The 13,203-nt window shown below is 54.0% G+C and carries 13 protein-coding genes; 4 read left to right on the top strand and 9 right to left on the bottom strand.

The genetic code is table 11. The features are described 5' to 3' along the window. Positions 1 to 28: 28 nt before the first annotated feature. From ABJD00_RS22090 to ABJD00_RS22070, 5 genes are read right to left on the bottom strand one after another with little or no spacing between them, the layout of a single operon-like run. Complete coding sequence (locus ABJD00_RS22090) at positions 29 to 1,507, bottom strand: aldehyde dehydrogenase (protein WP_413828650.1); 1,479 nt, start codon at positions 1,505 to 1,507, stop codon at positions 29 to 31. 9 nt (positions 1,508 to 1,516) lie between these two features. Then, the gene (locus ABJD00_RS22085) at positions 1,517 to 2,551 is read right to left on the bottom strand and encodes an LLM class flavin-dependent oxidoreductase (RefSeq protein WP_413828648.1); all 1,035 of its coding nucleotides are present in this window, start codon (positions 2,549 to 2,551) and stop codon (positions 1,517 to 1,519) included. Positions 2,552 to 2,554: 3 nt separating this feature from the next. Then, positions 2,555 to 3,478, bottom strand: a complete 924-nt coding sequence (locus ABJD00_RS22080; protein WP_413828646.1) for a flavin reductase family protein — start codon at positions 3,476 to 3,478, stop codon at positions 2,555 to 2,557. Continuing rightward, positions 3,478 to 4,254, bottom strand: a complete 777-nt coding sequence (locus ABJD00_RS22075) for an alpha/beta fold hydrolase (protein ID WP_413828644.1) — start codon at positions 4,252 to 4,254, stop codon at positions 3,478 to 3,480. The genes ABJD00_RS22080 and ABJD00_RS22075 overlap by 1 nt, the downstream gene beginning before the upstream one ends. After that, a complete protein-coding gene (locus tag ABJD00_RS22070; protein ID WP_413828642.1) occupies positions 4,226 to 4,825 on the bottom strand; it encodes an amino acid synthesis family protein in 600 nt (199 codons plus the stop codon). The genes ABJD00_RS22075 and ABJD00_RS22070 overlap by 29 nt, the downstream gene beginning before the upstream one ends. A 106-nt stretch (positions 4,826 to 4,931) precedes the next feature. Here ABJD00_RS22070 and ABJD00_RS22065 point away from each other — a divergent pair, with 106 nt between their 5' ends. Continuing rightward, a complete protein-coding gene (locus ABJD00_RS22065; protein WP_413828640.1) occupies positions 4,932 to 5,801 on the top strand; it encodes a LysR family transcriptional regulator in 870 nt (289 codons plus the stop codon). A 359-nt stretch (positions 5,802 to 6,160) separates the two neighbouring features. Here the strand turns inward: ABJD00_RS22065 and ABJD00_RS22060 are convergent, their stop codons facing one another. Together ABJD00_RS22060 and ABJD00_RS22055 are read right to left on the bottom strand one after the other, a co-directional pair. Next, positions 6,161 to 6,838 (bottom strand): hypothetical protein, encoded by a 678-nt coding sequence (locus ABJD00_RS22060; RefSeq protein WP_413828638.1) that lies wholly within the window; start codon positions 6,836 to 6,838, stop codon positions 6,161 to 6,163. A 9-nt stretch (positions 6,839 to 6,847) separates the two neighbouring features. After that, positions 6,848 to 7,039 (bottom strand): hypothetical protein, encoded by a 192-nt coding sequence (locus ABJD00_RS22055; RefSeq protein ID WP_413828636.1) that lies wholly within the window; start codon positions 7,037 to 7,039, stop codon positions 6,848 to 6,850. Between the two features lie 128 nt (positions 7,040 to 7,167). Here ABJD00_RS22055 and ABJD00_RS22050 point away from each other — a divergent pair, with 128 nt between their 5' ends. Beyond that, positions 7,168 to 8,127 carry an IS481 family transposase gene (locus tag ABJD00_RS22050; RefSeq protein WP_413828634.1) on the top strand — a complete coding sequence of 320 codons (960 nt, stop codon included), beginning with the start codon at positions 7,168 to 7,170 and terminating at the stop codon, positions 8,125 to 8,127. A gap of 172 nt (positions 8,128 to 8,299) precedes the next feature. After that, complete coding sequence (locus ABJD00_RS22045; RefSeq protein ID WP_413828632.1) at positions 8,300 to 9,301, top strand: VPLPA-CTERM sorting domain-containing protein; 1,002 nt, start codon at positions 8,300 to 8,302, stop codon at positions 9,299 to 9,301. A gap of 92 nt (positions 9,302 to 9,393) precedes the next feature. On the opposite strand, the gene ABJD00_RS22040 is transcribed toward ABJD00_RS22045, so the two are convergent. Beyond that, on the bottom strand, positions 9,394 to 10,911 hold the full coding sequence (locus ABJD00_RS22040; protein WP_413828630.1) for a tetratricopeptide repeat protein: 1,518 nt from the start codon (positions 10,909 to 10,911) through the stop codon (positions 9,394 to 9,396). A gap of 823 nt (positions 10,912 to 11,734) precedes the next feature. Between ABJD00_RS22040 and ABJD00_RS22035 the strand changes: the two genes are divergently transcribed. Beyond that, positions 11,735 to 13,087: a P-loop ATPase, Sll1717 family gene (locus tag ABJD00_RS22035; RefSeq protein WP_413828628.1), complete on the top strand. Its 1,353-nt coding sequence runs from the start codon at positions 11,735 to 11,737 to the stop codon at positions 13,085 to 13,087. Here the strand turns inward: ABJD00_RS22035 and ABJD00_RS22030 are convergent. Then, a partial coding sequence (locus ABJD00_RS22030; RefSeq protein WP_413828751.1) for an IS3 family transposase occupies positions 13,084 to 13,203 on the bottom strand: 120 nt, incomplete at its 5' end. The genes ABJD00_RS22035 and ABJD00_RS22030 overlap by 4 nt on opposite strands.

Here is a 13,203-nt window from a genome sequence, read left to right as displayed (position 1 = left end):
ATCTTGATCCAGCGAAAGCGGCAAGTGCTCAGCGCATTACAAACGGGTTCGCCATTGGGCTATCAGACGTGTTGATCCACGTGGTTTTTGTGCGGGTGTAGTCATGGATCGCATCCAGCCCCGCCTCGCGCCCATAGCCCGACTGGTTGTACCCCCCAAATGGTGCGATAGGCGATATGGCGCGGTAGGTGTTCACCCAGCAAATCCCTGCATTCAGCCGCGCCGACACCCGATGCGCTCGTGCAAGGTTCTGCGTGAACACGCCCGACCCCAGGCCAAACGGGGTGTCGTTGGCGAGTGCGATGGCCTCTTCTTCGGAGTCGAAGGGGATCAAGGACATCACGGGCCCAAACATTTCAACATGCAGGGTTTCTGTGTCCGGGCCTGCGCACTCCACGAGGGTAGGGGCCATGTAGTTGCCTGCGCGATCCAGCGGGGCGCCGCCCATATGGATTGTTGCGCCTTGGGCTGTTGCGGTGCCCAGTGTGTCTTCGATCCGCGCGACCTGAGCATGTGTACAAAGTGGGCCGACATGTGTGGCCTTTTCCAACGGGTCGCCGACGACAATGCCTTTGGCCTTTTCTTTGATGCGGGCGATCAGGTCTTCGAGGATGGGGCGATGCACCAGCCCGCGCGATCCGGCGACGCAGCTTTGTCCGGATGCGCCGAAATTACCTGCGATCAGCCCATTCGCGGCCCCGTCCAGGTCGGCATCTTCAAACACAACGATCGGGGATTTGCCCCCCAGCTCCAGCGAAGTCACTGCAAAATTCTCGGCCGAGTTTCGCACCACATGGCGCGCTGTGTCAGGACCGCCAGTGAATGCGATGCGGTCTACGTCCCGATGCCGGGTCAGTGGGATCGCACAGTTCTTTGCATCTCCAGTGATCACTGACACCACGCCCGGCGGAAAGCCTGCCGCCTCGATCAGACGGGCGAATTCCAGCATTGGGGCGGGAGCCACCTCTGACGCCTTCAGCACGACAGCACAGCCTGCCGCGAGCGCAGGCCCGAGCTTGGTCGCCGTCAGGAACATCTGCGCGTTCCAAGGCACGATGGCCACGACAACGCCAATGGGCTCGCGGCGAGTGAAAACATGCATGTCCGGTTTGTCGATGGGCAGCACCGCACCTTCGATCTTGTCGGCCAGTCCCGCATAGTAGCGGTAGTAATCTCCGACATACGCAGTTTGCGATGACGTTTCGGCCAGCAGTTTTCCACTGTCCGTTGTCTCGATTGCTCCGAGGTCTTGCGCGTTCTGCTCGATCAGATCTGCCAATCGATAAAGCAACTTGCCTCGTGCGGTCTGGGTCATGTCCCGCCAGGCGGGATCGTCCAGCACGCGGGTGGCGGACGCAACGGCACGGTCAACATCTAATGCAGAGGCACAGGCAAAGGTCGCCCAGTCTTGCCCCGTGGCGGGGTTCTGCGTGGCCATAACCTGACCTGCGCTGCCTTCACAGAACGCGCCATCAATAAACAGTTGGTAGTGGGGCAGGTCAGTCATTTCAGATCCTCAAGCAAAGGCGGGCATTACGTCATCGATAAAGCGGGCAAGGGACGCGCGTTTGCGTTCAAAGTCCATGCCGCTATCGATCCAGAATGAGTATTCATCATAGCCAAGGTCCTCATAGCGCTTGACCTGGTCAATCACCTCTTGCGCCGTGCCGATGGTCAGATCGCGGTGCATATTCTCAGGCGACATCATTTTGTTGGCTGCCAACTCTTCCTCGGACAAGGCTTCGATCAGGCCTTGGCTCACAGGCTTTTTGTTCTGAAACCACGCCCCGAAATAGCAGTAAAAACGGGACAGTTGCTGAGCGGCAAGGCTCACATCATCTCCGTCCGAACCGACATATGTGTGGTGCAACAGCATGATTTTGGGCCGTGGGCCGGAATAGGCAGCGCACGCGTCATTGAATTTGCCCATCAAGCTTTCGATCTCTTCGATGCCCTGCCACAACGGGGTCACCTGAATGTTGAACCCGTTTTCAACACCAAAGCTGTGGCTGTTGGGATCACGCGCCGCGATCCAGATCGGCGGGCCATCTTCCTGCACAGGCTTGGGGGCGGTTGTGGTCTGAGGGAAGGTATAGAATTCCCCTTCGTGGGCACAGTCGCCGGCCCAAAGTTGGCGCAGTAGCGGTGTCGTTTCACGCATGCGCTGTCCAGCTTCCCATGCGTCCATTTGGGGCATAAGTCGTTCATATTCATAGGAATACGCTCCGCGCGCAATTCCTAGTTCAATCCGTCCATCGGTGATCAAGTCCGCCGCTGCCGCTTCGCCCGCCAGTTTGATGGGATGCCAGAACGGCGCTACAATGGTGCCCGTCCCAAGACGCACATTCTTGGTGTGGTTGGCCAGATCCACAAGGCTCAGGAACGGGTTGGGTGTTATGGTGAACTCCATCCCGTGATGCTCGCCTGTCCAGACCGCACGCATACCTCCATCGTCTGCCATTTGCGCAAGACTGATCAACTCCTGACGTAGATCCTTGTGATCCTGACCGGTGGTCAACCGTTCCATATGGGCAAAAAGGGAAAATTCCATTGCTTACATCCTGTCAGTGGGGGCATGGACGGCACCGCGTTCGGTGTCGCCAAAATAGAGGCCAAAATTGCGGCTGTGTGCCTCGTTCGCAAAGCGCAGCATCATGGTTTTCAAGGCGGGGCTGGCAAACGTCTGTGCGGGCAAATCATCGATAGGCACAGCCAGTACGTCCTCGTGCGGTTTCACCTGATGACCCTCAGCAAGGAAATAGCTGTGATGTGTGCGTCCACCGGTCTCGTCAAACACGGAATAGGCGTGCCCCAGCGTTGCTGATATGCCCATCGCCGCCAACGTGTCGCGCAAGTGGCCCAGCAACGCGCCGCGATCCGAATGTGTGCAAGATAGTGGTACAAGACCTCGCTTTGTGCGTTGCAGCAGCACCGTCTCGCCATCCTGAACTATTGCGCCTGCAATCGTCAGCCCGTCGACATGATCAAGATTGGCCCGTTCGGTGCCAAGGCTGAAAAACCGACCCGAGACATAGCCAAGACCCGCCGCGCTCTCGTGTTCAAAGGCCTCAACCTTTCCAAACAGGACACAGTGATCGCCAGCCTCAACCCGGTGGTGCAGGGTGCAGGAAAACTGCGCAATGGCGCCCCTGACCACTGGAACGCCATGTACGTCATCACCGCATTGCACCTGTTCAAAGCGATCAGCCTTGGAACTGGCAAAGACGGTTGCAATGTCTTTTTGCCCCTCGGCCAGCACGCTGACGGCGAAATGGGTGCAACTGGCAAAGGTCTCGTAGCTCGACAGGAACTTTCCCGGACACACCAGCAGTAGCGGCGGATCAAGTGAGACAGAGGTGAACGAATTGGCGGTAAACCCCACGGCCACCCCATCCGCACGCCGTGCGGTGACAACTGTTACGCCCGTCATATAGGCGCCAAAAGCGTCGCGCAGAACGCGTGGGTCAGGGGCGCTCATTACACACTCTCCTTCGCAAAGGAGGCGATCCGCACCGTGACGTCGGCGGCATGTGTCATCGGCATCATATGCGCGGCATCGTCGATCACGGCACACTGCCCATTGGGGACCAATCCGGCCATTGCGCGCGACATTGCGGGGGTTGAGTTTGGCTCTTGTCCGCCGGTCATGAAAAGGGCCGGGCAGTTGATGGCCTTTAACCCGGCATCGGTCGGACCGTTAGAATGAGCGAAGACTGTGTATGCGGCCTTGTATCCCGCCGGGTCGACGCAGCTCAGCCAGTCCGCACAGGCGGCTCGTTCCGGGCTTGGGATGCCGCCAAACCATCGGTCGAGCGGGGCAGTCGGATCAGCGACGGAGGATCCATCAAGGCTCGCGGCCCGCGCGATCACCGCATCACGCGCTGACGGGTTGCGCCGGAAAATTGCGTTGAGAGCTGCGATGCCCATGACCTGCTCGGGATATGTGATCGCCAGATCAAGGGCGATCATTGCCCCAAAGGAGTGCCCTACGACCACGCAAGGTTCCTCAAGGCATGTGGCAACGGCTTGTGTATAGTCCGACAGGCTTGGCTCCGCGGGCAAGGCGGCACTGTCCCCATGTCCGGGCATGTCGATGGCAACCACTCGAAAATCTTTGGACAGAGCGTCAAGCTGCGCGCCCCATGCCTCGGCTCGCAGGCCGACGCCATGGATTAAAACAAGTGTTGGTCCGCCTCCTGCGACAATCGCGCAGAGGGGGCCAACCTCAGACCGCTGCCGGGTTGTCCAGGTCATGGCCCAAATCCTTGAGGTCCTGATACCGGTCGCCAATACGGTGATGGGGCCGCCCGCCAGTTGCCGCGCCAAGAACCACGACAATCTCGTCATCACGCGGGGCGTCGGGAATGGAAAACTGTATAGTCAGATAATGCGATCGACGCCCCGCATCGTTCTTGTCCATCAGGGGCACCATGATCGGCGCGTTTGCCCCGCCGCGTGTATTGGTGAAAGCGAGATAGGATTTCGCGCCCACGGCTTCGCGGTAGTGATTACCAAACCGCAGCGTGTGGATCAGGCCTGAGGCGTGCTCAATCTCTCCGTTCAGGCCCACGACTGCGGCTTTGCCATAGGCTTCGATCGCATCGCCTGACCCAGCCAGTGCGATCATGCGTTCGGTCATCATGTCACCCAAGACTGGCCCGTAGGCCTGAATTTCAGGTTTCAGATCATCGACATAACGCCCGGCCCACGGGTTGCGGACAACGGCGGCCAGCGCAAACATGCGCCATGGGCGGTCTGCGGGGCGAAAGCCCTCGATCAACACCTTTTCGTCATAGGTGACCAATTTTCTGATTTCGGGCTGCATGGGCGTATCTTTCTTTGGTTGGCCCAATATTCGTTTGCAGCCATGGATTTGACAAACGCAGGATTCGCGGGTCAAGCTATAACCTCTGCTAATGGCTGCATTGTGTATGGCGAAATCCCTTCCTCCCCTGACATGGTTCCGCGCCTTTGAGGCAGCGGCGCGGCGGCTGAGTTTCACGGCCGCGGCGCAGGAGCTTGGCATGACCCAATCGGCGGTGTCGCAGCACGTCAAAGCGTTGGAAATGCGCCTAGGTGTGACCCTGTTTTTGCGCCGCGCGCGCGGACTGTCGTTGACGGATGAGGGGCGCACGTTGCTGCCGCAGGTCGGCAGCGCACTTGAAACTCTGGCCGATGCAGCGCGTGGTTTCGAGGCGGGGCCGTCCAAAAACCTGCTGACAATCGCCAGTTCAGTTAGCTTGGCGGAGTGGGTGATCGCACCACATTTGGCTGAGTTTAAAGCTCGCATGCCTGACCTGCGCTTGCGCTTTGTCGGCACTATCTGGCCGGATGACTACAATACGGTGCGGGCCGATGTCGAAATTCCCTTTGGATCGCGCAGCCAGGTTGGGCGCGCGGGTGTGATGCTGGAGCCGGGCGGTTTGATCGCGCTCAAGGCCCCGGGTTTGCAAGGTTCGCTAGAGGACTTGCCGCTGATCGAATCCGTTGGCACGTCGGATGGATGGAGCAAGTGGCGCGAGGTGGTCGGACCTGTCTTGCAACCCGAAATTTTTGTCGATTCTTACGGGGCCGCGTTGCACATGGCCGCGCAAGGAAACGGCGTCGCGCTGGTGAGCGCATTGCTGGCACAAAATGCGCTGTCTTCGGGTCAGTTGGTGCGGGCTGACATGGCAAGCCTGCAAAGCACTGAGGGGTATTTCCTGCGCATCACTCCTGATGTGCCTGGGGCCGAAGCGTTTCGAGACTGGCTTCTTGAGCGGCTCGCCGATGCGCCGGACATCGGCATCGGGCAAGGATAGGTGGCGCAGACCGGTGTCGCGTGCCAGAAATCCGTGCACTCAGCCGCGTTTAACGCTTTTGGCGGTGTCGTATTCTGGCGCTCAGAATGCCTTTTGCAAAAACCCGTAGTCACCCTTCCAATGGGGGTTCGTTAGCCAGTCTTTTCCAACATGTGTTGAAGATTTGGTCGAAACAGGGGAAAAGCGGCCGCGCCTGCGGTGAATGGCGATATTGAACGGGCATTCGATGGCTGACAGACTAGCAACGTTTAACATTGAGAAGGCCGCACGGCTTTCGGTCGCACCCATGATGGATGGCGGCGAATCACCATAAATAACAACGGCTTATGGGTCTCTGTGTGCAATTCGTGCACAGTTGATTAAGCGGCCCGATGTGCAGCGACCCTGCACTTGGCGGAGCAATACTGGGTGCTGCGGCGGCTGGCCTTGAATGCGGTGCTGCAATGGCCGCAGCGTATCTTCAGATCAACCAGCTTGCGCGCCCGGTAAACCTTCGACCGCTCGGCGACCGTCGCGGCAGCACGTCGGTTGTCATAGGCGTTCACAACCGCCTTGCGGGTCTGGGCCTCGGTTAGCGGCACGAACGGCAGGACGGGCCACGGGCAGGCCGAGCCAAGGCTGTACCTGTGCTTCATGCCTGTGCGATGCCAAGTCTCACCTCGTCGCCTTGTACTGGGCCGAGACAATCCATGATAATTCCATCCAGACGCACGGTACACGGTCCCAGTGTGCCTCTGTGCCGGATCGGCATAACTCACAAGGCACACGTCGCCCAATAGCCTGACCGCGCCAGACACCAATCGCGATGCCTCGTTTCGGCGGTTATGGGTCAGGGCAAGGCGACTCAATTCGAGATCGGCCCACTGTGCTGCGAAGTAATCAACAGGCGGGCTGAAGGTGACAGCACCGCACAACTCATCATCCAGAAACAGACCGAACGAGAACCGCACCAGCGGCATCGATTCGCCGCTGTAATGATGCTTTGCGATCAGCGGGCGGGCTTCTTTGAGGGTGATCGGTCGGACGGTGTAGGCCATTCTGTAACGCTAACCCATCACGGCAGACAGCACGACCGACACGACCACGAACCCGGCAACGAACCCCCAAACGTGACGCATAGGCGACGTTTGGGGTGCTGCAGGTGGGTCGATGCGTATGCGGATCGTCAGCGGCTCCAGTGCCTCTGGTTGCGGCTCTGGCGGCTCGTATGCGATTGGGAATTGGACAACATCACTCATGACCTATGTGTCCTATGGTCGAGAATACCACGATTTAAGTCTGCCACCCATCTTTCACCAACAACGCGTTGGTGTTTGATCCCACGGTTTGATGGTGCGATCTGATCTTTGGAATGGAAGGAAACACTATGGGACAGATACGTCACGGCTGCGCCACGACCACGCACGCAGTCAGAGCAGCAATACAGCGATCGCAAGCTACGCACGTGGCGCTGAGCCGGGAACTCGGCATCAATGTCAAAACAGTAGCCAAATGGCGCGAGCGCGAGACACTGGAAGATCGCAAGACTGGCCCGACGGAACCCAGTTCCACAGTTCTGAGCGCAGATGAGGAAGCGATGGTCGTGGTTTTCCGGCGTCATACATTACTGCCATTGGATGATTGCTTCTATGCGCTTCTGCCAACGATCCCACATCTGACGCGCTCTTCATTGCGCCGGTGCTTGCAACGGCATGGCATATCCCGACTTCCAGATATGGAAGGCGACAAACCAAAACGACAAAAGTTCAAACGTTATCCCATTAGCTATTTCCACATCGATATCGCTGAGTTGCGCACGAACGAAGGTAAACTCTATCTCTTTGTCGCCATCGACCGAACCAGCAAGTTCGCCGTCGCGCAACTTGTGGACAAAGCAAACCGCAAAACTGCATGGGAGTTTCTGGAGGCAGTCTTGGAAGCCGTGCCGTACAAGATTCACACTATCCTTACGGACAACGGCATCCAGTTCTGTGAGCAACCACGCAACCGGAACACGCCCTATTCCCGGCCCATGCGGTTTGACATGATTTGCGACGCAAATGGCATTGAGCATCGCCTGACCAAGCCAAACCACCCTTGGACGAACGGGCAGGTCGAGCGCATGAACCGTACGATTAAAGACGCTAGCGTCAAACGGTATCACTACGACAGCCATGATCAACTCCGCACGCATCTCAGTGACTTCCTCGATGCCTACAACTACGCGCGCCGCCTCAAGACACTCAGCGGCCTCACACCTTACGAATACATCTGTAAAATCTGGACATCCGAGCCAGATCGATTCATCCTAAATCCGATCCACCAGATGCCGGGACTGAACACCTAGGCGTAATTCTCTTGTACAATTTTCTTTGCAAAGGTATCAAAAGACTTATCGCGCAGATTTGACATGTGCCATTTTCTTTTAAAAGACCTTGGCGAGATGAAAAAATATGTTTTACAGCTGCGGTCGGTTGCACCGCATCTGGTGCATTTGTAGGAACGGTAGGGGGTTAGCGATGAAGAACACACCATTTTACTTGAATAATTCAGGGCATTCCGAAAAGTCGACGCGTGTATTTACGGCGACATCGGTGGTCGCATTGTTGTCGCTTGGCATGCCTGCCGCGGCGGCTGTCGTAAGACTGGACGGAATTTTGACCTCTGATGACAGCTACGACAATTCAGAAACCGTTGCGTGGGCGAACAGCCACGGAAGCGGTGGTCTGGTTGGAACAACTACATTGGCATGGGGCGAAGGTGATCTTTACGGGAAAGCAGATGACAATCTGACGAATGACAGTCTGTTCCTGTATGTAGAAGTTCCGCTTGGCGCAAAAGATACCACTTGGGGCTCTGGTACGTCTGATGGTTATGTCGACGGAGGGAAAAAAGCTAAAGAGGCCAAGAAAGAAAAAGCAGTCAAAGCAGATAAAAAGGTAAAAAAGGCAGATAAAAAGGTAAAAGAGGCCAAGTCTGCGAAAGAAGGAAAGAAAGGTGGCACTTCAACAACCACCACTTCAGGCAGTAACGAGCTTGCCTTTGGCAAAGCGACGGGCAGCGAAAATGTCACGTTCAAGGGTATCGAAGTTAAATACAAGCTTGTTGATGGTGTCGGCCACGAGGTTAAATCGGGTGATAATCTCATCACGGAAGTTCGAACTTCTTTGGACTACATAATCGGAAACTTCGGAAGCGATTATTGGGGTGATGGATCAAACTCGCTGAAATTAGAAGACCATGAGGCGAACGGTTGGCCCTCGAAAGCGTCGTGGGAATTCCAGTTTGATTTGGCCACAATACTCGAAGAATTCGGCTCCTCACAATCGTTCATTGATATGGCAAAAACCGATATCAATTTCCATTTGTCGCCAGGTAAAAATGGCGTCACGGATATTGGCCAATGTGAGGTGGACTGTGATCCTCCATCAGCCGTGCCGCTACCGGCAAGTTTGCCGCTCTTGGCAGCCGGATTAGGTGGGATATTAGCGTTGACTAGGCGGCGCAAAAAACGATCGTAATCCAAATTCCCTATTTTTTAAATGTCAGAGTAGTTTCGGTGCTCTGACATTACCCAACTTAGAGTTCTCTATTTTCCGACATTAAATCTCTGCTAATTTACAGAGACAAGATAGTGCCCACCTAAGAGCATTTCTCCAAGCTCCTTGCGCAGGCCACTCGTTTCAAAGCTTACAAGAGTCATTTGATGCTTTTCACACAGGTCCTGCACATAGGAGAAAGAGTGCGAATACCGTCCGTTGGACAGTAAACTGTAACCGCGCCCTTGCTGATGCTCTGTTGAAAACAAAAATTTTGCACCTTTGGCAGCATTCGCTTTCAAATTGGAAAAGAGTTTTTCCAAATTTCCTACGTAGACCAACACATCTGCCGACACATATAGGTCAAATTGATTTGCTGTGTCCTTTATGACCGGGATCAGATCGCTTACCTCAAGGGATTCGTAAATGTTTTTGCCACGCGCTACAGCGATCATCTTCTCGGAAAGATCAACCCCAACGAGCCGATCAGTTATCCCGGCCAATGCCTGCCCAAAAAGCCCAGTGCCGCAGCCAAGATCAAGCGTTGTTGAAAACCGTTGTCCTATGGGGCTGTTTGCGATCAGAAATGCCGCGAGTTTCTGAGGGGTTTGGTACTCCAGCGTTTCAACCAAACTCGCTTCGAACGTCGCTGCATAGCTATCAAACAATCCGGCAACATACTCGCTTGGTGCAGTTTCCGTAATTTCACCCTTTAAGGCTGACAAAAAGTGTCGTGCTTCGTTGTCATCAGGCCAAATGTTCAAAATACGTTCATAACCTTCGATAGCGCGCTTAGGTTCTCCGTGCGCGATCAATGCGTAGGCCCTCGTGGATTCTACCTCGGTGTTGCCCTCGTCAAAGGTGAGAGCGCGATCATAAGCCTGAATCGCTTTCTCGAAGTCTTCCTGTTTTTCCCAGAACCGACCGAGCGTGAGATAGACATTGGGGTTTTCTGGTGCGATCCTCGCCGCTGCTTTGATGCATTCCATGGAATCCGAGGGCATATTGAGTTTGGTCAATAATTCCGCCAGCGAAATGAGCATGCCCAAATCATCTGGGTTGGCTTTCGCAATAGCCCTGAATGGGGCAAGCGCTTCCTTGGGCTTGCCAAGAACAAGATACGCCTGTCCCAGGTTTTTTTGCAAAGTAGAGTTTTCTGGATTCCGTTGAACTGCTGTGTGAAAGACTTCCACAGCTTTTTCTGGTTCTTTGTTGGCGACAAAAGCCGTTCCCAAGCTGTTGTTGAATTCGATGTTGTTGGGCTCAAGGCTTATCGCGATTTTAAAGCTAACGATTGCCTCGGCAGGGTTTTGCATTTGCATGTGGGCGAGACCGAGATTGTGATGGGCATTGGAATAACTGGGGGCAAGTTTCGTCGCTTTCTTGAACAGCGCTGCGGCCGTTTCCGGGTGACATAGACCCGCATGCGCGGAGCCAACTAAATTCAATACAAACACTGCGTCAGGGGATTGCTTCACCATCCGCGTGCCGCGGGAAATTACTTCTTTGAAGCGCCCTTTCCGATACAAAGAGACCAGTGCCTGAACTCGTTTTTTGGCGGGCATGTCCGGAATGGTGTTGAATGGCAGCATGTGTGAACCTTCAAAAGAAAAGCAAGCACTTTAGTGCACGGAGTTTCTGAGTTTGCCAAGAACTCAAGATGCTCGGCGCAACAACCAAAAATGATTAATCAGTGGGATGAATTTATACACTTGAAAGTTTGGGTAAACAACTATCAGCCGATCCGTAGACGTGATCCGAAATCTGGCACGATATATGTAGTGTCTGCTAGAATTTAAAAGTAGGCTTTGAGCAAGTGTTTCAAAAGGATGATTTTTTCTGCAACCTGGCTGTTCGTTTCCACCGCAGCAAATGCCTGCGTCCCGCCCTTATTGTCGATATATGCATTCCGCAGCATCAATCACTATGGGCTCAGAGCGGTCGTGCGCTGCAGTGCGGCACAAGGTCCGCTTTGTGGACGGATTCCGCTCGAAAGTCTTGATCATCCATGATTTGCATGCAGGCCGGGCCTTTTGCGTTGCGCGCGCAGGGGGCATTTTAACAATATACGTACGGTATATAAATACCCCAAAGTCATTTCGTTGTAGTTATTGTTTTCGAAGCTCCCCGGCGCGGTGCGAGACCCCCAACCATTGCTTCGGCAGACCCTCCCCCAATGGTGGCTGGGTCGGTGGTTCGCTACTGTACTCTTGGCGGCCGTCGGATGTTGAGTGGTTCGACCCAGAGCCGCCATTCCCGCAAAAGCCGTCTACGGGCTGCTCCCAGCCCAAAGGAGACATTCGGTTCCAGCATTTCGGCTCGGCAGAACAATCATCATTCGGACACGCATTGGTTGACGGCATCATCAACCTGATCCAAGCTATCATCAGTTTTTTCGTTTAAGGATTACTTCAATTGGCCAACAAACTTGTTTTCTCTTCCAACATTAACATAGGTCAAAATGGAGCGGAGAATGACGATGAGTTTTTGTTCAAGTGCTTCATCGACCATCATGCATTGTCTGAACTTACAGACATCAACAATCCCACAAATTTCGTACTAGGAAGTACTGGTAGTGGAAAAACCGCTCTGCTCCGCATGATCGAAAAGAATGCTGATAACTGCCAGTCTTTTGAGGTACATGAAATGGCGATGAGCCATATCGCCAACAGTGACGTAGTGCAGTTTCTACAGAGTATTGATGTCGATCTTAGCATTTTCTTTCAAGCTCTTTGGCGGCACGTCATCTGTATTGAGTACATCAAACTGGTCACCCATGCCGACACGAAAGACAAGTTTCGGTACATAAAAACAAAGATCGTTGACTTTGTCAGACGGGAAAGCACCCGAGAGAAACTCGTAAATTTTATCGACGATAATGAACACAGGTTCTGGAATACTGTTGATGAGAATATCATTGAGATCACAGAAGCCCTTGAGAGTAACGTAAACGCGTCACTGGGTGTTGAGGTCGACAAGTTCACGGCGCGTGCAGGTTATGCGCGTGGACTCAGTGCTGAGAAAAAGATACAACTCAAACAAAGGGCGAAAAAGTTTGTAGACGGGAATACCATAGCTGAACTTGGCCATGTGATCTCCGCCCTCTCCGAGTACACAAAGGGTAGAGGCGACCAATACTTCATTCTGATCGATAGGTTGGACGAAGCATGGGTTGACGAGTCCATCAAGTACCAGTTGATTCAGTCACTGTTTGAAGCTCTCAAAGGTCTCCAAAAACTTAGAAATCTCAAGGTTGTCGTTGCTTTGCGAAACGATGTCTATGAGCGAATGGTGCGGGAAGCTCCGCCATCAAGGACCCAACTTGAGAAGTATAACGACTACATCGTGCGTATGCGATGGTCAAAGGATCAATTGTGGCAGCTTTCAGAAAAAAGGATAAACCACCTTTTCAAATGGAAATACTCTTCTGAGAATGTGCATTTCGATGATATATTCAAACAACGGGTCGATAGCCGGATATCCACGTGGAACTATTTAATTGATCGAACACTACACCGACCGCGTGATGTGATTAACTTCGTGAATGAAGCCTTACAAAAATCTGAAGGGAAGTCTGCGGTGAGCAAAGCGGACTTCTTGAAAGGTGAACACACGTATTCCGACTTACGTTTAGAAAGTCTACGCTATGAATGGCAAGGAACTTATACAGGGATAAGCGTCTTGCTGGAAATCCTCCGAAACAAAGCGCCTTACTTTGGTATCTCCGAGTTTGCAACATCGAAGTTTGAGGTGCCCCTAGTTTCCTAGACGCCTGCCTCGTTCATCTTCTTCTGTTTGATTTCATAGTTAACCGGCGACAGCATACCGTTGTTGGTGTGCTTGCGTGTCGGGTTGTAGAACATCTCGATGTATTCGAACACGTC

It is taken from the genome of Tateyamaria sp., from assembly GCF_039945315.1.
In the GTDB taxonomy this organism is placed as follows: domain Bacteria; phylum Pseudomonadota; class Alphaproteobacteria; order Rhodobacterales; family Rhodobacteraceae; genus Tateyamaria.
This window is presented reverse-complemented; position numbering and strand designations above follow the sequence as displayed.

What these genes read in the sequence shown, in the direction of transcription:
- ABJD00_RS22090 (WP_413828650.1), bottom strand. Translation starts at nt 1,507, where the DNA reads ATGACTGACCTGCCCCACTACCAACTGTTTATTGATGGCGCGTTCTGT.
- ABJD00_RS22070 (WP_413828642.1), bottom strand. Translation starts at nt 4,825, where the DNA reads ATGCAGCCCGAAATCAGAAAATTGGTCACCTATGACGAAAAGGTGTTG.
- ABJD00_RS22060 (WP_413828638.1), bottom strand. Translation starts at nt 6,838, where the DNA reads ATGGCCTACACCGTCCGACCGATCACCCTCAAAGAAGCCCGCCCGCTG.
- ABJD00_RS22080 (WP_413828646.1), bottom strand. Translation starts at nt 3,478, where the DNA reads ATGAGCGCCCCTGACCCACGCGTTCTGCGCGACGCTTTTGGCGCCTAT.
- ABJD00_RS22055 (WP_413828636.1), bottom strand. Translation starts at nt 7,039, where the DNA reads ATGAGTGATGTTGTCCAATTCCCAATCGCATACGAGCCGCCAGAGCCG.
- ABJD00_RS22065 (WP_413828640.1), top strand. Translation starts at nt 4,932, where the DNA reads ATGGCGAAATCCCTTCCTCCCCTGACATGGTTCCGCGCCTTTGAGGCA.
- ABJD00_RS22050 (WP_413828634.1), top strand. Translation starts at nt 7,168, where the DNA reads ATGGGACAGATACGTCACGGCTGCGCCACGACCACGCACGCAGTCAGA.
- ABJD00_RS22085 (WP_413828648.1), bottom strand. Translation starts at nt 2,551, where the DNA reads ATGGAATTTTCCCTTTTTGCCCATATGGAACGGTTGACCACCGGTCAG.
- ABJD00_RS22075 (WP_413828644.1), bottom strand. Translation starts at nt 4,254, where the DNA reads ATGACCTGGACAACCCGGCAGCGGTCTGAGGTTGGCCCCCTCTGCGCG.
- ABJD00_RS22045 (WP_413828632.1), top strand. Translation starts at nt 8,300, where the DNA reads ATGAAGAACACACCATTTTACTTGAATAATTCAGGGCATTCCGAAAAG.
- ABJD00_RS22040 (WP_413828630.1), bottom strand. Translation starts at nt 10,911, where the DNA reads ATGCTGCCATTCAACACCATTCCGGACATGCCCGCCAAAAAACGAGTT.